At 58.7% G+C, this 18,736-nt stretch carries 16 protein-coding genes and 1 pseudogene; 3 read left to right on the top strand and 14 right to left on the bottom strand.

Translation table 11 applies throughout. The features are described from left to right. Positions 1–146: 146 nt before the first annotated feature. Complete coding sequence (locus tag ACVWYF_RS00800) at positions 147–353, bottom strand: hypothetical protein (protein ID WP_457063626.1); 207 nt, start codon at positions 351–353, stop codon at positions 147–149. A gap of 199 nt (positions 354–552) precedes the next feature. On the opposite strand from ACVWYF_RS00800, the gene ACVWYF_RS00795 reads away from it, so the two are divergent. Then, positions 553–1,896 carry a sugar MFS transporter gene (locus ACVWYF_RS00795; RefSeq protein ID WP_457063625.1) on the top strand — a complete coding sequence of 448 codons (1,344 nt, stop codon included), beginning with the start codon at positions 553–555 and terminating at the stop codon, positions 1,894–1,896. Positions 1,897–1,926: 30 nt separating this feature from the next. Here the strand turns inward: ACVWYF_RS00795 and holA are convergent, their stop codons facing one another. Further along, the gene (gene holA, locus ACVWYF_RS00790; RefSeq protein ID WP_457063624.1) at positions 1,927–2,985 is read right to left on the bottom strand and encodes a DNA polymerase III subunit delta; all 1,059 of its coding nucleotides are present in this window, start codon (positions 2,983–2,985) and stop codon (positions 1,927–1,929) included. Between the two features lie 147 nt (positions 2,986–3,132). Between holA and tyrS the strand changes: the two genes are divergently transcribed. Beyond that, positions 3,133–4,443, top strand: coding sequence for a tyrosine--tRNA ligase (tyrS, locus tag ACVWYF_RS00785; RefSeq protein WP_457063623.1), 1,311 nt, complete (start codon positions 3,133–3,135; stop codon positions 4,441–4,443). Between the two features lie 243 nt (positions 4,444–4,686). Here tyrS and ACVWYF_RS00780 read toward each other — a convergent pair. Beyond that, positions 4,687–4,857 (bottom strand): annotated as a pseudogene (locus ACVWYF_RS00780) (histone H1); the annotation flags it as partial. A 252-nt stretch (positions 4,858–5,109) separates the two neighbouring features. Further along, complete coding sequence (locus ACVWYF_RS00775) at positions 5,110–6,357, bottom strand: aminotransferase class I/II-fold pyridoxal phosphate-dependent enzyme (RefSeq protein WP_457063622.1); 1,248 nt, start codon at positions 6,355–6,357, stop codon at positions 5,110–5,112. A 373-nt stretch (positions 6,358–6,730) separates the two neighbouring features. Between ACVWYF_RS00775 and accC the strand changes: the two genes are divergently transcribed. Continuing rightward, positions 6,731–8,242: an acetyl-CoA carboxylase biotin carboxylase subunit gene (accC, locus tag ACVWYF_RS00770; RefSeq protein WP_457063621.1), complete on the top strand. Its 1,512-nt coding sequence runs from the start codon at positions 6,731–6,733 to the stop codon at positions 8,240–8,242. A 96-nt stretch (positions 8,243–8,338) separates the two neighbouring features. Here accC and ACVWYF_RS00765 read toward each other — a convergent pair whose 3' ends face one another. The 10 genes from ACVWYF_RS00765 to ACVWYF_RS00720 all read right to left on the bottom strand — a co-directional run bounded on the left by ACVWYF_RS00765 (position 8,339) and on the right by ACVWYF_RS00720 (position 18,640). Next, the gene (locus ACVWYF_RS00765; protein WP_457063620.1) at positions 8,339–9,133 is read right to left on the bottom strand and encodes a bestrophin-like domain; all 795 of its coding nucleotides are present in this window, start codon (positions 9,131–9,133) and stop codon (positions 8,339–8,341) included. A gap of 73 nt (positions 9,134–9,206) precedes the next feature. Continuing rightward, entirely contained in the window at positions 9,207–9,665 is a 459-nt protein-coding gene (locus tag ACVWYF_RS00760) for an RES family NAD+ phosphorylase (RefSeq protein ID WP_457063619.1), read from the bottom strand. Between the two features lie 9 nt (positions 9,666–9,674). Further along, positions 9,675–10,118: a type II RES/Xre toxin-antitoxin system antitoxin gene (gene parS / locus ACVWYF_RS00755; RefSeq protein WP_457063618.1), complete on the bottom strand. Its 444-nt coding sequence runs from the start codon at positions 10,116–10,118 to the stop codon at positions 9,675–9,677. A 137-nt stretch (positions 10,119–10,255) separates the two neighbouring features. Further along, positions 10,256–10,975 (bottom strand): bacillithiol biosynthesis deacetylase BshB1, encoded by a 720-nt coding sequence (gene bshB1, locus ACVWYF_RS00750; protein WP_457063617.1) that lies wholly within the window; start codon positions 10,973–10,975, stop codon positions 10,256–10,258. An 81-nt stretch (positions 10,976–11,056) separates the two neighbouring features. Next, a complete protein-coding gene (locus tag ACVWYF_RS00745; RefSeq protein WP_457063616.1) occupies positions 11,057–12,178 on the bottom strand; it encodes a peptidoglycan DD-metalloendopeptidase family protein in 1,122 nt (373 codons plus the stop codon). A gap of 151 nt (positions 12,179–12,329) precedes the next feature. Beyond that, positions 12,330–13,265 (bottom strand): thioredoxin-disulfide reductase, encoded by a 936-nt coding sequence (trxB, locus tag ACVWYF_RS00740; RefSeq protein WP_457063615.1) that lies wholly within the window; start codon positions 13,263–13,265, stop codon positions 12,330–12,332. Between the two features lie 146 nt (positions 13,266–13,411). Further along, entirely contained in the window at positions 13,412–14,275 is an 864-nt protein-coding gene (locus ACVWYF_RS00735) for a sigma-70 family RNA polymerase sigma factor (RefSeq protein WP_035566352.1), read from the bottom strand. A 123-nt stretch (positions 14,276–14,398) separates the two neighbouring features. Beyond that, positions 14,399–16,570, bottom strand: a complete 2,172-nt coding sequence (gene pnp, locus ACVWYF_RS00730; RefSeq protein ID WP_457063614.1) for a polyribonucleotide nucleotidyltransferase — start codon at positions 16,568–16,570, stop codon at positions 14,399–14,401. A 199-nt stretch (positions 16,571–16,769) separates the two neighbouring features. Next, entirely contained in the window at positions 16,770–17,045 is a 276-nt protein-coding gene (rpsO, locus tag ACVWYF_RS00725; protein ID WP_342301015.1) for a 30S ribosomal protein S15, read from the bottom strand. A gap of 140 nt (positions 17,046–17,185) precedes the next feature. Next, positions 17,186–18,640, bottom strand: a complete 1,455-nt coding sequence (locus ACVWYF_RS00720; RefSeq protein ID WP_457063613.1) for an LptF/LptG family permease — start codon at positions 18,638–18,640, stop codon at positions 17,186–17,188. Positions 18,641–18,736 lie beyond the last annotated feature (96 nt).

The following is an 18,736-nucleotide window of genomic DNA, read 5'->3' as shown; positions in this document are numbered from 1 at the left end:
GCTACCCGAACCCACCTTATTGGAGTGCTCCGCGTCCTCTTGACCAGTTAAACAGCAGGATGCTGATTCTGGCTGAAACAAGACAACAGAAAGCCCCGTCAGCTGACGCTGACGGGGCTTGTATGAAACGTATTGGAAACGCCCGGCTACTTGAATTTGGGCGTGATGCCTGGCAGGTTCAGGTTTCCGCTTTTGTATCGCTTATACAGCAAAGCCGCGCCAGCGGCCAGCAGGGCCCCGCTAACTACTTTGCGGGCTGGCGAAGAGCCAACGCGCGTTCCCTCCTCATTGGTCCGGCTACCGAACAGGCCGGCCAGAAGGCCCCCGAAGGAGCCGCTTGGATTATCGCTCATGCGTGAAATCAGGTTAAGGTGAAATACCCGTTTTGTACGGTGGTTCGGGCTGGGGTGTTTTGGCCGCCCTGGCCGGGGCATTCGGTGCGCCATGCGCCCTAACCCTGCTGCTTGGCCGCCGAGACGGCTAAACTATCCGGCGGGCTGCGGCTTATAGGCGGACATTTTTTTTCATCCCACCTTTCCCATTCCCTTGCCTGTGCAGCCAACCCGTACCATTCCCCCGCCGCCGTTCACGGAGCGGCGCTACTTGATTACCTTCATTTTCGTGGTGTCACTGTTCATGCTCTGGGGCCTGGGCGTGACGATGGCTGACATTCTCAACAAGCATGTGCAACAGGTGCTGCACGTGAGCAAGGCCAATTCAGCCTACGTGCAGGCCGCCACCTTCGGGGCATACTTCGTGATGGGCCTGCCCGCCGGCTGGTTCATGAAGCGCTTCGGCTACCAAAAGGGCGTTATCCTAGGGTTGGGGCTGTACGCGGCCGGAGCCTTCCTGATGGTGCCGGCCGCTAATGCGGCCTCGTTCACGCTGCTGCTGGGGGCGCTGTTTGTGCTGGCCTGTGGCCTGGGCACGCTGGAAGCCGTGGCGCACCCCTTCCTCGACGGCCTCGGCGACCCGGCCAGTTCCGACCGGCGCATCACATTTTCGCACGCCATCAACGGCATCGGGGCGGTGAGCGGGCCGCTCATCGGGGGCTATTTCATCTTGCGCGGCACCCACGCGGCCGGCGACTTATCGGCCGTCAAGACGCTCTATACCATCATCGGGGCGGTGGTGGGCAGCATCGGGCTGGCCTTCACCTTCGTGAAGGTACCCACGCTCAACGCCGAGCACTCGCCCGAAACGCCGCTGGCCGCCCCTAGCGAGTCGCCCACCAACCTGGTGGCCGACAAGTCGCTGTTTCAGCACCGGCATTTTGTGTGGGCCTGCGTGGCGCAGCTCTTCAACACAGCGGCGCAGGGCGGTACCTGGGCGTTTTTCATCAACTACGGCACCGACTACATGGCCTTGAAGCCGGGGCCGGCCATTGCAGGATTCTGGCAGGTGGGGGCGTTGTTTGGCCGCACCGTGGGCTTGGCTCCCGGGTTGCCCCACCTGTCGGGCGAAGTGGCCGCCTACTTTTTTTCCCTGAGCCTGGTGGGCATGATGCTGGGCCGCTTCCTGGGCACCTACCTCATGCAGTTCATCGCCCCCAACCGGCTGCTGGCCTTCGCCGCCGTGGCCAATATGGTGATGTGCGTGCTTGTGGCCCAGCACGCGGGCTGGGTGTCGTTCGGGGCGCTCATCGGGCTGAATTTCTTTTTCAGCATCATGTTCCCCACCATCTACAGCCTGGGGCTGAAAGACCTGGGGCGGCACAAGCAATTGGCTTCGTCGTTTATTGTGATGGGCGTTGTAGGCGCGGCCCTATTTCCACGCTTCGTGATGGGCCCGGTGGCCAATACCAGCGTGGCCCATGCCTACTACCTGCCCATTATTTGCTACGTGGTGGTGTTTCTGTATGGCATCCGGCTCTACAAAGTAGACCGGAACGCCTAGCCGGTCACACGCTGTAGGCATGCCGGCCAGCTACTCCAGCACGCCGGCCGGCACGTTGTGCAGAATCAGCCACACCAGTTCCCGCAGAATCTCGGCGTCGTCCATTGAGCCGCTTTCGATGCCTTTGCTCTGCGCATCGGCCCGACGGATGTTGTGAATCAGCCCCACCACCCGCTCGGTCGGAAACACGCGCAGGGCTTGCTGATACTCCTTCTGGGCGAAGCTGTTTAAAATCCCCAGGCTCTTGAAAACACCATCCGGCGGGTTGGGGCCGGCCTGGTGCAGCACCAGCAGCTTGGTGAAAAAGTTGAACAGCAGCGTCAGGTTCGGGATGAGCGGGTTAGCCTTGGGGTTGGCCGCGAAGTAGGCCAGAATGCGGTTGGCCTTGAGCACATCACGCTGCACCAGCGCCTTTTGCAGCTCAAAAATGTTGTAGTCCTTGCTGATGCCCACCATGCGCTGCACCAATTCCTCATCAATGGGCTGGCCGGGCTTCAGGTTCAGCACCAACTTATCTACCTCATTGGCCAGCCGGCCCAAATCGGCCCCGATGTACTCGGCCAGCATGGCCGTGGCCTGCCCGGTGATTTGCTGGCCGCGCCCGCGCACGTTGGCCGTGAGCCACTGCGGCACCTGGTTGTCGTAGAGCTTCTTGCTGGTCATCAGCACCGCCGGCGAGTCTTTACCGGAGAGCAGCTTGCCCAGCTTCTTGCGGCTGTCTAGGGTTTTGTGCTTGTAGCAAAACACCAGCACGGTGCTGGGCAGCGGGTTTTTCAGGTAGGCCTCCAGGAAAGGCCAGCTCCGCTCCTGCTCCAGGTCGGCCACGGTCTGGGCTTCTTTCACGATAACGACCGAGCGCTCGGCCATCATTGGAAACCGCTTGGCCTGGCCCAGAATGGCCGTCACGTCCACGTCCTTGCCATACACCACCATTTGGTTGAAGCTGCGCTCGTGTTCGGCCAGCACGGTTTTTTCAATCAAATCGGCCACCACGTCAATGTAGTACGGCTCCTCACCCTGCAAAAAATACACGGGCTGAAACTGCCGCTGCTGGAGCTGCTTGAGAAGGGCGTCGGCTTCTTGTATCAATGAGAAATGAGGGATGAGGGATGAGGAATTGCCTGATGAAGGGCCGACGAAAGCCCAAAATTACGCCGTGGCTACCTTTGTTAAATCGAAACCGCTCGGTTCGGCACCGTTGGTGTTCATTCTTCATTCCTCATTCTTCATTCCTCATTGGATTTAATAACTGAACTGACCTGGCGCGGCATGTTTCACGACGCCATGCCCGGCACCGCCGAACACCTTGCCGCCCACGCGCCCATCACCGGCTACATCGGCTTCGACCCCACGGCGGCTTCGCTGCACATCGGCAACCTGGCCACCATCATGCTGCTGGTGCATTTGCAGCGCGCCGGCCACCGCCCGCTGGCCCTCGTGGGCGGCGCTACCGGCATGATTGGCGACCCCAGCGGCAAATCCGCCGAGCGCAACCTGCTCGACGAAACCACCCTGCGCCACAACCAGGCCGGCATTCAGGCCCAACTGGAGAAGTTTCTGGACTTCAGCGAAGGCCCCACCGGCGCGCTGGTCGTGAACAATTACGACTGGTTCAAGGAAATCGGCTTCCTGGGCTTCCTGCGCGAGGTCGGCAAGCACCTCACTGTGAATTATATGATGGCCAAGGACTCGGTGAAGCGCCGCATCAGCGGCAACGAGGACAGCGGCACCGACGGCATCAGCTACACCGAATTCAGCTACCAACTGCTGCAGGGCTATGACTTCGTGCATCTCAACAAAATATTGAACTGCACCCTGCAAATGGGGGCCAGCGACCAGTGGGGCAACATCACGACCGGCACCGAGCTCATCCGCCGCCTCGCCAACGCCGAGGAGCGCGAAGCCAAAGCCTACGCCCTCACCGGCCAGCTCATCACCAAAGCCGACGGCACGAAGTACGGCAAGTCCGAAACCGGCACCGTCTGGCTCGACCCCGCCCTGACCTCGCCCTATCAGTTCTACCAGTTTTTCCTGAATTCGGCCGACGCCGACGCCCCGCGCCTCATCCGCGTGTTTACCCTGCTCAGCGAGCCGGAGATTCTGGCCATACAAGCCGAGCACGCCGCCGCCCCGCACCTGCGCATCCTGCAAAAGGCCCTGGCGGCCGACGTAACCACCCGCGTCCACTCCGCCCAAGCCACCGAAGCCGCCATTGCCGCCTCGCAAGTCCTCTTCGGCGGCGGCGACCTTACCTCGCTGGACGAAGCCACGCTGCTCGACGTATTTGCCGGCGTGCCGCACCTGCGCGTGCTCCGCGCCGAGATGTCCGAGCTCAACGCCGCCACTTTCCTCAGCGATTTCACCCTGCACAAAATCTTCCCCTCCAAAGGCGAAGCCCGCAAGATGATTCAGGCCGGCGGCGTGAGCATCAACCGCGAAAAAGTGGCCTCACCCGATGCACCAGTGGCTGCGATACAGCATTTGGCTGGCAAATACCTCGTCGTACAGAAAGGAAAGAAGAATTACTTTTTAGTAGAGTTGGTGTAGCTATTGGTAAGCTTCAGCCATTAAACCTCATGCAATCTCGCGCCAAGCCCACAACCACACAAAAAAGGCCCCACCAATCGGCGGGGCCTTTTTTTTCGTCCACAGAATCCGCGAAATCCGAAGAATCTGTGGTTCGAATTACTTTTTCTTAGCAGCCGGAGCGGCCTTCTTAGCAGCCGGAGCGGCAGCTTTCTTAGCAGCCGGAGCGGCTTTTTTAGCAGCCGGGGCCGCCGTAGCAGCACCCGTGTTTTTGGTGTTCTGCACTTCGGTGCGGAACGCCTGGGCCATCGTTTTCAGCTCCTGCATGCCTTTGCGCACGCGGGTGCCGGCAGCGGCGTTCTGCTTGTCGTAGAATTTCGAAAAGTCGTCTTCGAGCGACATCACGAGGTCCTTCAGTTTGCCAAAATTGTTCATTGGAAGTTGGGGTTGGGAGTGAAAAATGAGTTTGTGGTGGTGTTAAGCCGGCCCTAATATACAGGGATTTCAAATGCAAGCAAGTTTTTCACTTTTTTTTAAAACCGCCCCCCCGGCTTTCAAAGGCAGATTTCGCCAAAAAAAAGGCCATTTGCGCATTTTGCGCAAATGGCCAACCCATTAGAATAGTCCAAAAACAGAAACGCGGGCCACCTTCTCAGGCAGCCCGCGTCAGTAGTGGATAAGGCGGTTTTAAACCGCCTCCGGAATCGCAGTCGTACGGCTGTAGAGGCCCTTTTTGAGCTTGTCAGCCACGGCGGTAAAGGCCACAATCGTTTCCTCTACATCGGCAAGCGTATGGGAGGCAGTGGGGATGATGCGCAGCATAATTACGCCCTTGGGCACGACCGGATACAACACGATAGAGCAGAAAATACCGTGATTTTCACGCAAATCCAGCGTTACCTGCGTTGCATCGGCCACCGTGCCCTCCAGCAGCACGGGCGTTACCGGCGAGGTGGTAGTGCCCAGATTGAAGCCCTTTTCGCGCAGGCCGCTCTGCATGGCCCGCACAATCGTCCAGAGATTTTCCTTGAGCTGCGGCTGGGTGCGCAGCAACTCCAACCGTTTTAGCGCGCCCGCTACGAGGGGCATGGGCAGTGATTTAGCGAATATCTGGCTGCGCATGTTGTAACGCAAATAGTCAATTACGCTTTCCGGCCCAGCCACGAATGCGCCGATGCTGGCCATGCTCTTAGCAAAGGTCGAAAAATATAGGTCGATACGGTCCTGCACGCCCTGTTCTTCGCCCGTTCCGGCCCCGGTGGCACCCATCGTGCCAAAACCATGAGCATCGTCCACGAACAGGCGGAAGTCAAATTTTTCCTTCAGCGCCACCACGCCGCGCAGGTCGCCCTGGTTGCCCGACATGCCAAAAACGCCCTCGGTAATGACGAGAATGCCGCCACCGGTTTCGTCGGTCAGGCGCTTGGCGCGCTCCAACTGCTTTTCCAGGCTGGCCATGTTGTTGTGGGTGTATACAAACCGCTTGCCAGCGTGCAGGCGCACCCCATCGATGATGCAGGCGTGCGACTCGGCGTCGTACACAATCACGTCGTGGCGGTTCACCAGCGCGTCAATGATGGACACCACGCCCTGGTAGCCGAAGTTGAGCAGCGTGGCGGTGGGCTTCATCACCATCTCGGCCAGTTCATCTTCCAACTGCTCGTGCAGGGTCGAGTTGCCGCTCATCATGCGCGCGCCCATAGGCAGGGCCATGCCGTAGTTGGCGGCGGCATCGGCATCGGCTTTGCGCACCTCGGGGTGGTTGGCCAGGCCGAGGTAGTTGTTCAAACTCCAGGTGAGCACTTCTTTGCCCCGGAAAATCATGCGGGGCTTGATTTCACCTTCCAGCTTGGGGAAAGCAAAGTAGCCGTGCGCGTAGCTTGAATGCGAGCCCAGAGGCCCGCGGTTGGCCGAAACCCGGTCAAAAATATCCACTGAAAAAACGGAAATAGGGTGAGAAAAGGCGGGGAATAGCCGCTTTGGGAATTGGTGTTGGTTTTACAACCCAAAACGGGGCTAACCACAAAGGTAGCCACCGCGTCGCGGATGTACATAATTTGGGCTTAACAACCGCGAGGTGGCCCAAGGGTTTGCCGACGGGGGCAGGTTTCGCAGTTTCTTTGTGGGCCGTTAGGACATTGATTAGAACAAACCAGCCCGTCATGCAGAGCGCAGCAAAGCATCTTGCCCGCATTCACTAATCCTGTCTATTGGATTGCGTTGCGCGGTAAAGATGCTTCGCTGCGCTCTGCATGACGAGCTTTCTTAAAAAATACTCACTGCTATCCCGCCCCTCACTCCCACCTACATGAAAAAAATCACCAAGCTGCTTGTTGCCAACCGGGGCGAAATTGCCCTGCGCGTGCTGCGCTCCGCCAAGGAAATGGGCATTGCCACCGTGGCCATCTACTCCGAGGCCGACCGCAATGCCCTGCACGTCCGTTACGCCGACGAGGCCGTGTGTGTAGGCCCGCCCGCCTCGAAAGACAGCTACCTGCGCGGCGACAAGATTCTCGAAGTCTGCAAGGAGTTGGGCGTCGATGCCATTCACCCCGGCTACGGCTTCCTCTCGGAGAATGCTGGTTTTGCCCGCGCCGTGCGCGAAGCGGGCCTGATTTTCGTGGGTCCCAGCCCCGAGGCGATGGAAATGATGGGCGACAAGCTCTCCGCCAAGCAGGCCGTGCAGGCCTATAACATCCCGCTGGTACCGGGCACGGCCGAGGCCATCTCCGATGTGCCCGCCGCCAAGCTGATTGCGCAGGAAGTGGGCTTTCCCATTCTGATTAAAGCCTCGGCCGGCGGTGGCGGCAAGGGCATGCGCCTTGTGAATGGCCCCGACGAGTTTGAGGAGCAGATGCAGATGGCCATTAATGAGGCCATGTCGGCCTTCGGCGATGGCGCAGTGTTTATTGAGAAGTTTGTGACCGGCCCGCGCCATATCGAAATCCAGGTTTTGGGCGATGAGCACGGCCACATCGTACACCTGTTCGAGCGCGAGTGCAGCATCCAGCGCCGCCACCAGAAGGTGATTGAGGAAGCGCCCTCGTCGGTGCTTACGCCCGAACTACGCGCCCAGATGGGCCAGTGCGCCGTGGACGTGGCCCGCGCATGCGCCTACACCGGAGCCGGCACCGTGGAATTCCTGCTCGATGACCAGCACAACTTCTACTTCCTGGAGATGAACACCCGCCTCCAGGTAGAACACCCCGTGACGGAGCAAATCACGGGCCTCGACCTGGTGAAGGAGCAAATCAAAGTGGCCCAGGGCGAGCCCCTCGCCTTTCGTCAGGAAGACCTCACCATCACCGGCCACGCCCTGGAGCTGCGCGTGTACGCCGAAGACCCGCAGAACAACTTCCTCCCCGATATCGGAACCCTTACCACCTACGTGCGCCCCCAGGGCCCCGGCGTGCGCGTGGACGACGGCTTCGAGCAAGGCATGGACATTCCGATTTACTACGACCCGATGATTGCCAAACTGGTCACTTTCGGGGCCGACCGCGCCGAGGCCATTGCCCGGATGCTGCGCGCCATCGAGGAGTATCAAATCACGGGCATCGAAACCACGCTGGGCTTCGGCCGCTACGTGCTGACGCACCCTGCCTTCGTGAGCGGCAATTTCGACACCAACTTCATCAAGGACCATTTCTCCCCCGCCAACCTCGCCCCCACCGCCCCGGACGAGGCCACGGCCAAAATAGCCGCCGCGCTGGGGGCCATGCTGCTCAGCGAGAAGAAACCCAAAGCCGCTGCCGCCACTGGCGAAACGGCAGGCGCGGAGGTTTCGGGCTGGCGGCGGAATCGGTTGGGGGTGCGGTAGCGCCCCAAGATTATATGTCTGCATTTGAATGCAAAAAGCCCGGCTGATTCAGCCGGGCTTTTTGCATTCAAATCAGCTAACACCTATGGGCAATAGTTACGGCGCATTATCGTTTGCCTGCATCATTTTCAGCACATCGGCCAAGGGTTGCTGGCTAATTAAAAAGCCGTGCTGGGCCGTGGCATCCATCGCGGCAATCATGGTGATAACCAACGCAAACGCGGCTGCCAGTACGGGCATACTCACCAAGCGCCGGGTACTGAACATCCCGGTTTGGTAGCCCACGCTCAGCATGCTCATGGCAGAAAGCAGATTTAGCACGAGCCAGATTCGGCCCGGAATATGGTAGTCCAGGGCGACGGTTTTGCGGGCGGTATGCACATTCACCAGTTCACTTAACGAGCTGATAAAGAGGCTCCGCATTTCCGAATCCATGTTTTCCGGCACCAGCGAAGTGACCTGTTGCCACATCAGCTGCTGAAGCGCATTGGTGCGAGGCTCGCGCTGCCGGGCGACGGCCAGCGAGGTGATGCCCAGGCGTAGGGCCACGTATTCCGGGAATAGCTTTTGCAGGGCCTGCCGCTGCTTTTCGGGGAGGAGGAGGCTGTATTGGTAGGCCGTCCGAATCCGGTTGGCGTCTTCAATCACCAGCTCGCGGCGGGCATCAAATCGGGAGGCCGTCATGGCAAACGTGAAGGCGAGCAGGAAGGCCAACAATCCGAGCATGGCCCCCACCACGGCCGCCACCGGTGGTTCCGGCTCTCGCAAACCCCGTCGAATCAGGAGCCGGCCCAAGCGAAACCCGGCCTCATTAGCGCCCAACGACACCCCTACGACCAGCGCAAACAGCACCCACGAGGGCAGACTCGAGATAAAGACGGCGGTGTCCATATCTCGTACATACGAGTATATTAGTATTCAGGACTATTATCAACAATCAGTACCCAACCGCTGCCCGACCGGGTTAGTCAACACCGGCTTTGATGCGCGGGTCGAACTCAAAATCCTCCCAGCCTACAATGCGCATCTGCGCGAAATCGGGGTGGCGCGTGTTGAGTACGTAGTTGTGTTCGTGGGCGATGATGGAGGACGGCACCCGCAGCACGGCCGCCGTTTGGCGCTGGTACCAGGCGGCGCCCAGGGGCTGGCAGCGGGCGTAGTGGCGCGGCAGCTGCCACTCGGCGGGCATATGGACTAGGGTAAGCTCTTCAATGGGTAGATTATCAGGCACCTCGATACGGATGACTTTGAAGAGGCTATTGAGGCCTTCGCCGCTACGGTGTACTACATTTTCAAGGCAGGCCAGGGCGCGGCTGCCGGCGGCGTAGATGACCAGTTGGCCGCGCAGGTTCCAACGGCCGGGGTTACCGGAGGCGACGAGCTCACTGGCGTATTTGGCCAGGCAGATACGGTAGATTTCCACGACGGGGGGCTACGCCAAGTCGCCGTGAGCGATGCGGTCGACTTCATCGGCCACTAGGTCGATGCCGCCACTGGTTTCGAGCAGGGCGAGCGGGGATTGATTGTCGAGGCCGTAGGAAGGCTTATCCAGCCAGCGGCGGAAGGCCAGGAGCTCGCCGAATACTTCTTCGCCCTGGCGGGCGAGGGCTAACAATTTGAGGATTTGCTCGCTGGCGGCGGGGCCGAGACGCTTTTTGCCTTCGCGGTAGGCGCGCAGGGTTTTGGTGGTGGTGTGCAACAGGTCGGCCAGCTCATCGGCGCTCAGCATGAGCAGAGCGGCCACGTCGAAGGCCGTTTTGGCGGGCACTCCCGTGCGGGCTTCCATCACGAGGGCGAAGGAATCGGCCACAGTGGCCTGTAGGCCCAGCAGGGCGGGCGAATAAACGGCGGCGGGGTAAGCGGTGGGAGCAGCCATGCGTTCAAAAGATGAGGTTCTCTCCCAAATATGGGAAATATTTCCCGATAAACAGGAAATATTTCCCATTAGTTTCCTCCCTTGCCGTACCCGTTGCCCGCACTCGTGCTCGCGAGCTGAAGTCAGATGGAAATGCGCTACAGCAGGTCGCCCACCTCGCGCACGCCTACCGGCCGCGCCACCGTGAAGCCCTCGCCAAACTCGACCCCGATAATGTGGCCGAACTCCCGCGCCCGCGCCTCCATAAACCGCCCAAAAGCCTGGCTCGACAAATAGGTCTGCGGTGCGTCTAAATCAGGATTAAAAAACTGGGTTTTGAAGGCCTGAATGGCCTCCCACTTCTTCTCCCAATACGGTGTGATGTCGACTACGAAAGCAGGCGGCAACTGCCGGTCCTGGATGTAGTGGTACACGTTTTTAGGCCGCCAGGCCCCCTGCGGCAGGCCGTCATCGCCGATGGTTTCAATCATGCGCAGCCCGGCCAGGAAGCAGGCATCAATGGCCAACTGCGCGGCCCGACCGTGGTCGGGGTGCCGGTCGGTGATGGCATTAGCCAGCACCACATCGGGCTGGTAGCGGCGAATGGCGGCAATGAGTGGCAGCTGGTGCTCCCGGTCGTTGCGGAAGAAACCATCGGCCATGCCCAGGTTATCGCGGATTTCGATGCCCAGAATCTTATTCGCCGCTGCCGCTTCCTCGGCCCGGATGGCCGGCGTGCCGCGCGTGCCTAGCTCGCCCCGCGTGAAGTCGACGATGCCCACTTTCTTGCCGGCCGCCATGCTGGCCAGCAGGGTACCAGTGCAGGACATTTCTACATCGTCGGGATGAGCGCCAAAGGCCAGGATATCGAGTTTCATTGCAGGCATTTGAAAAGATGGAGGAATAAAAACCGTCATGCCGAGCACAGCATGACGGTTTGCCTGAGAAAGGCAAGGTGATTACTTAATCCGCAGCTTCTTACCCGGCTGCAAGGTTCTTACCCCCGGATTGAGTTTTTTTAGGGTGCTTACGCGCACGCCATACCGTTCGGCCACTTCCGACATCGTATCGCCGGAGCGCACTTTGTGCGTAACCACCTGCCGGGCGCGGGAGGGCGCACCACTCCGGCTGCCACTGCTGCGGCGTCCCACCGCCCGGCTGTAGTAGTTGAATAGCGCCGACGTAATGGTGAAGTTGTCCTTCCGCAGCTTGTAGCCGGGGAAGTCGTACATCAGCACTGGGTTGATGGGGTTGCCCTGGTAGCGCACTTCAAAGTGCAGGTGCGAGCCCGTACTACGTCCCGTGCTGCCGCCGTAGCCAATGAGCTGGCCCGCTTTCACGAAGGTGCCCACCGTTACCAGCGCCTTGCTCAAGTGCCCATACACGGTTTCGAGGCCGTTGTAATGGCGCACCAGAATGTAGTTGCCATAGCCCCCGCCGTCCCACGCCTGAATGCGGACCACACCGTCGAACACGGTTTTCACCGAGTCGCCGGTTTCCAAATCCAGGTCCATGCCATAGTGCCAGCGGTAGCCCCGGAAGGCAAAGCCCGACGTGATGGGCGTACTCAGGAGCGGCATCTTGGCGTACCGCTGCCGGGACGGGTCGGTGAGGTGCAGCTTCAGCGAATCACGGTAGCTGCGGCCATCCACGCGGTAGGGGTTCACGCGGTGCGTGTCCCAGATGGAATAGTAGCCGGCCACTTTCACCCACGACGAATCAATGAGCACCTCTTCCGACATCTCCACGATTTCCTGCCCGCCCTCGTTCAGCGTTGTGGTGTCTTCGCTCACAATGCTGAGCTTCTTGGCCGGGTTGAAGTAAATAGACTTCGCGGCGTCCGAATTGTCATCGGGGATTTCCTCTGTTTCGATAACCGTCGTGGTATCCGGCCGCACGTACCGCATCCGGGGCGTTTTGATGCGAAAGAAGTCCGACTTGCCGGTTGTGCTGCCGGCTTTGGCCTTGCCACGCGGCACCTTGCGCTTCTGCGCCTGGACTGGGCTCAGCCCCGCCAGTAGCCAGAGCAGCGCCAGCAACAGCAGCGCCGGGCACCAATAAGTTGTTTTCAGGAAAGTCAAAAGGCAGGTTGTTTTTAGACAGTAACAAGCAGCACGTCATGCTGAGCTTGCCGAAGCAGCTCTACCGCCTCAGTAATTAATTACTCTCGCAGTAGAGCTGCTTCGGCAAGCTCAGCATGACGTGCTGTGTTATGACGTTCAGGAAGCAAATTTAGTGTATCCCCATGGCAGCCAAATACCGTTCCGCATCCAACGCAGCCATGCAGCCGGTGCCGGCGGCCGTCACGGCCTGGCGGTAGGTATAGTCCTGCACGTCGCCGCAGGCAAATACGCCGTCGATGTTGGTTTTGCTGGTCCCGGGAATCGTTTTCAGATAGCCCTGCTCATCATGATGCAGGTAGGGCTGAAAAATCTTGGAGTTTGGCTCGTGCCCGATGGCCACGAAGAAGCCTGTCAGGGCAATTTCGCGGGTTTCGTGGGTCATCAGGTTCTTCACGCGCACGCCTTCTACCGCGTGTTCGCCCAGAATCTCATCCGTCACCGTATCGAACAGTACCTCAATCTTGGGGTTGTCCAGCACGCGCTGCTGCATGATTTTCGAGGCTTTCATCTCGCTCTTGCGCACAATCATGGTCACCTTGCTGCACAGGTTGGCCAGGTAAGTCGCTTCCTCGGCAGCCGTGTCGCCCGCGCCCACAATCGCCACTTCCTGCCCGCGGTAGAAGAACCCATCGCACACGGCGCAGGCCGAAACGCCCGAGCCGTTCAGCTTCGCCTCCGAGGGAATGCCCAGCCACTTGGCCGAAGCCCCGGTGGCAATAATCACAGCATCGGCCGTCAGTTCCAGCGTTTCATCAATAGTGATTTTACGCGGATGCACGGAAAAATCAACCTCCGTGGCAATGCCATAGCGGATATCAGTGCCGAAGCGGGAAGCCTGCTTTTTCAGGTCCTCCATCATTTCCGGGCCCATCACGCCATCGGCGTAGCCCGGAAAGTTCTCCACGTCATTCGTGATGGTGAGCTGCCCGCCCGGCTGCAAACCCATGTACATAACGGGAGCCATGTTGGCCCGAGCCGCATAGATAGCAGCCGTATAACCGGCCGGGCCGGAGCCTATAATCAGGCATTTGATGTGTTCAGCCATTGCGTTGGGCGGTAAGCTTTCGCTTGCCGTTTTAAAGCTAATTTTCAAGATAAAAGTCTCACGGCAAGCTAACGCTTACCGCACAAGTTGTACAAAAAACCCCAACCTTACAGCCGGGGTTTTTCAACAACAAAACTGAGCAGAAGTTAGCCCAGGTAAGGCTTCAGCGCCTTCGAGCGCGACGTGTGCCGCAAACGACGAATCGCCTTTTCCTTAATCTGACGAACCCGCTCGCGGGTCAGGTTAAACTTCTCGCCGATTTCCTCCAAGGTCAAAGCAGCTTCGCCGTTCAGCCCGAAGTACAACGTAATTACATCAGCCTCACGCTTAGTGAGCGTGCTCAGGGCGCGCTGCACTTCCTTGCGGAGCGAGTCGTTCATCAGAGCCATATCCGGCGACTCCTCGTCCTCGTTTTCGAGCACGTCGAGCAAACGGTTTTCCTCGCCCTGCACAAACGGCGCATCCACCGATACGTGGCGGCCCGAAATTTTGAGCGTGTCCACCACTTCCGAAGTAGTCAACTCCAGCACTTCGGCAATTTCCTCGGGCGAAGGCTCACGCTCGAATTTCTGCTCCAGCTCCGAGAAGGACTTGCTGATTTTATTCAGCGAACCCACGCGGTTCAGGGGCAGACGCACGATGCGGCTCTGCTCGGCCAGGGCCTGCAGAATCGACTGGCGAATCCACCAAACGGCGTACGAGATAAATTTAAATCCCCGGGTTTCGTCAAAGCGCTTGGCAGCTTTGATAAGGCCGAGGTTGCCCTCATTGATGAGGTCACCAAGACTAAGACCCTGGTTCTGATACTGCTTTGCTACCGACACGACGAAACGCAGGTTGGCTTTAGTCAATTTTTCCAGCGCTTGCTGGTCTCCGTCGCGGATGCGCTGCGCAAGCGTCACCTCCTCGTCGGGCGTGAGCAAATCAACCTTGCCAATCTCCTGGAGGTATTTATCCAGCGACTGGCTTTCGCGGTTGGTAATCTGCTTACTAATTTTTAGCTGTCTCATTGGGGACTAGGTAAGAACGATATCTGATGGGGTTATACGTAAGAAAAAGCCGTCCGGACAGTCCCCTAAGTCAGAGGTAGCCAACAGGCTTCCTCCGACATTAGTTCGGGACTATCAGTGCAACTACGCCTGAGCTTCGCCGTTGCTGGCACCGGCCGTTTCCGGCTTGGGCAACAACACTTTGCGCGAAAGCCGGTACTTACCAGTTTTCTTATCGATTTCCACCAGTTTCACGTCAATGTCCTGGCCCACTTCCAACAAGCCTTCCAGCGTCTGAATCCGCTCGTGCGTCACTTCCGAGATGTGCAGCAGGCCGTCTTTGCCGGGCATAATCTCCACGAAAGCGCCGTAGGGCTGAATGCTGCGCACTTTGCCCTTGTACACCTCACCTACTTCGGGCTGGGCTGCGATGGCGCGGATGCGGTCGATAGCGCCCTGCATGTCGTCCTGGTTGGCCGCGTAAATGCTCACGTGGCCTTTCTCGTCCTTCTCCTCGATAATTACCGTGGCGTTGGTATCCTTCTGAATCTGCTGGATAACCTTGCCGCCCGGCCCGATGATGGCACCGATAAACTCTTTGTCAATCAACATCTTGTGCGAGCGGGGCGTGTGAGGCTTCAACTCGGCAGCTGGGGCGGCAATGGTCTTCGCCATTTCGGCGAGGATGTGCAGGCGGCCGGCGCGGGCCTGGTGCAGCGCGGCGGTCAGAATCTCATTGCTCAGGCCTTGGATTTTGATGTCCATCTGGCAGGCGCAAATGCCTTTATCCGTGCCGGTTACTTTAAAGTCCATGTCGCCGAGGTGGTCCTCATCGCCGAGGATGTCGCTCAGAACGGCATATTCGCCGGTTTCCTTGTCCTGCACGAGGCCCATGGCAATGCCCGACACGGCACCCGTGATTTTAACACCCGCGTCCATCAGCGCCAGCGAGCCGGCGCAAACGGTGGCCATTGAGCTGGAACCGTTCGACTCCAGAATGTCCGACACGATGCGGATGGTGTAGGGGTTTTCGTCTTCGGGGGGCAGCACCTGCTTCAGCGAGCGCAGGGCCAGGTTGCCGTGGCCGATTTCGCGGCGGCCAGCGCCCCGGTTCGGCTTCACCTCGCCGGTCGAGAAACCGGGGAAGTTGTAGTGCAGCATGAATTTCGAGTAGCCTTTGGCAAGCGGCTGGTCCACAATCTGCTCATCAAGCTTGGTGCCAAGCGTAGCAGTGGTCAGGCTTTGCGTCTCACCGCGGGTGAAGATGGCAGAGCCATGAGCACCGGGCAAATAGTTGATTTCCGACCAAATAGGGCGGATTTCGGTGAGCTGACGGCCGTCGAGGCGAACCCGCTCCTTCACCATCATGTCCCGAATAGCCTTCTTCTCAGCCGAACCATAGTAGCGGCTGAACATCTTCATGTTCAACTCAGCATCCACGGACAGCAGGTGCTCCAGCACCGCCTTTTTCACCTTGCCAAAGCCTTCCTTGCGTCCGCCTTTACTTGTGTTACCGCTGCGGGCCACATCGTAGGCGCCCTGGTATACGGCGTCCAGAATGGTCTTTTTCAGTTCTTCGTTTTCCTCGTACTTGGGGTACTCGCGGGTCGGCGAATCCGCGGTGCGGCCCACGGCCTCGGCCAGGTCCTTCTGCAACTGGCACTGGGCCTTGATTGCTTCGTGGCCGAAGGCAATGGCCGCCACCATTTCCTCCTCGCTCACTTCCTTCATGGCACCTTCTACCATGGCCACAGAGTCGGCAGTTGCGCCCACCATCAGGTCCATGTCGGCGCGTGCTAGGTCGGAGGTCTTGGGGTTAATCTGGAACTGGCCGTCGATGCGCGCCACGCGCACTTCGGAAATTGGACCGGCAAACGGAATGTCGGAAATCGACAGGGCAGCCGAGGCGGCCAGCGCGGCCAGTGCATCGGGCTGCACTTCTTTATCGGCCGAGATGAGGGTAATCATCACCTGCACCTCGTAGTGGTAGTCTTTGGGGAACATCGGCCGCAAGATGCGGTCAACGAGGCGGCACACCAGGATTTCGTAATCGCTCAGGCGACCTTCGCGGCGCTGAAACGAGCCGGGAATCTTGCCGGCCGAGCCGAATTTCTCCTGATAATCAACCGACAGCGGCAGAAAATCAACGCCGTCGCGCTGGCTCGGGGCCGAAACCACCGTAGCGAGCAGCATGGTATCGCCGAGGCGAACCACGACGGCACCGTCGGCAAATTTGGCCAGCTTGCCGGTTTCGATGGAGATAACGCGGCCGTCGGGCAGCGCCAGGGTTTTAGTAATGGCGTGGGGTTGGGACATCAGCGGGATTTGCTTGGAAAAGCGACAGCGGGCGAGCAGCCAAAAACGAGCACCGCGCACGGCATTCGTTACTCAAATAAACTCAACAGTGCGCCGATGGTAAAACAGCTTTCCGGGCCGGCCTCGGGGCCAAACCAACCCGAACAAAAAAAGAGTAGGGAACCTTCGTTGGAAGGCTCCCTACTCTCAGATTCCGGACTTACTTACGGATGCCCAGCTCCTTGATGATGGCGCGGTAGCGGTTGATTTCGCGGTGCTGCAAGTAGTTCAACATGCTGCGACGCTTGCCTACCAGCTTCAGAAGGCCCAGGCGGGTGCTGTGGTCCTTCTTGTTCACCTTCAGGTGCTCGGTGAGGTGAGTGATGCGGTGGGTGAAAAGGGCGATTTGCGCCTCGGCCGAACCAGTGTCGGTTTTCACTTTTTGCAGGCTGTTCTTCTCGAAAATGGCCTGTTTTGCTTCGGTTGTCAGAATCATCGGCTGATAGGTGTTACCCCGTCTTAGATTTTGGGATGAAAAAAAGAAATTTGATTACCCCACACATTGGGGTGCCGCAAAGGTACGAAATATTAAAACAGGATGAAAGCAGGTTGGCGATATTTGTACTATAAGCTCGCTTAGGCTACGACCTCTTCCTCCGGCTCCGTTATTTTGCGCAGCGCCGGAATGCCCAGACGCTGCGGCAGCCGCCGCCAGAAATCCATTTCCAACAGGCCCGAGTCGTTATACGCTTGGTAGAGGAAGAATAAACCGGCTGGCAGCAGCACTAGGTTCGACATCCACATCCCCACTCCTACCGGCATCACAAACTCGCGGCCGTACTTCTCGCCCATGATGCTTAATACGTAGTACACGATGAAGAAGAGGATGGAAATAAGAATGGGCACCCCCAAACCGCCTTTTTTGATAATCGAGCCCAGCGGCGCACCAATCAGAAACATCAGCAGCACCGCGACGGACTGCGAGTATTTTCGGTAAACCTCAATCCGGAACAGGGCCGAATTTCGGGCGTAGTCATTCAGCCGCTCGGAGGTAGAATTGGCGAAAGCCTGAATGTTGCGGGCGCGATTGGCCGCCTGCTGAAGGATGGAAGCGGTGATAGGAGCCAGCTTGGTAGTCGGCACTTGCATGCTTTCCACTTTCTGATTCGCCTTGCGCCCGGTAGTATCGAAACGGGCGAAGGTGTAATACGCATTCATTTGCCGAGGTAGCTGTTTCTGCTCTACACGCAGCTTCTTCTGCACCGAATCGGTGGCCGAGTGCAGCTGCGGGATGTTGAGCATCATCCGGTTTTCCTTGAACAGGTCCTCCTTTGTGCGGCCCAGACTGAACGAGGCCAGGGAAAACGTAATGACGTTGTGGTCGAACCCCTGGCGCACGAAGCTGGCCCCGGCGCGGTCGCGGGAATCGGGCTGCTCGATGTAGTTGTGGCCGTGAAAGAGTTCCAGATTCAGATAACCGCCTCCTAGCGTAGTAAACATGCGGCCGGAATCGGCCAGCATCACCGTGGCGTTGCCCGACTTCTGGGTGTGGTCGTAAATCATGACCCCGTGCAGCCGGTCGCCATTTTCACCGGTTTTCTTATCCACTTTAATAGTGTAGCCAGGAATGCCGCTGTAGAACACGCCTTCGCGGATGTCCAGCGCCAGTTTTTGTTGGCGCACGTCCCACAGCAGGCTATACGCTTTGAGATTGGCCTTGGGCACAATGGTTTCATTGAACCAGAACGCGCCGATGGCTAGGCCCGCCGTGAGCAGCAGCACCGGCCGCAGAATACGCGTGAGCGCAATGCCCGACGCCTTGATTGCCGTTAGCTCGTGGTGCTCGCCCAGGTTGCCATAAGTCATCAGCGAGGATAGCAACACGGCCAGCGGCAGCGACACGGGCACGATGAGCACGCTGAAATAAAATAGCAGCTGCAACAGTACTCCCGTGCCCAAATCCTTCCCGATAATATCGTCCAGATACTTAAGCAAAGTGTGCGTGAGCAGAATAAACTGCACCACCGCGAAGGTGAGCAGAAAAGGGCCTGCAAAGGCCTTAAGAATAAGCTTGTCGAGCTTTTTGAGCATGGTAGGCGACGCTTAAGGGCGCGAAAGAATGCGCCAGCGCAGAAACGAAAGTTCAGATAAAAAAGTACCGCAGTCCGGTTGCGAAAGAACTGGACT

It is taken from the genome of Hymenobacter sp. UYAg731 (genome assembly GCF_054061335.1).
The sequence above is the reverse complement of the archived record's forward strand: the minus strand, read 5'-3'. Positions and strand labels throughout refer to the sequence as shown.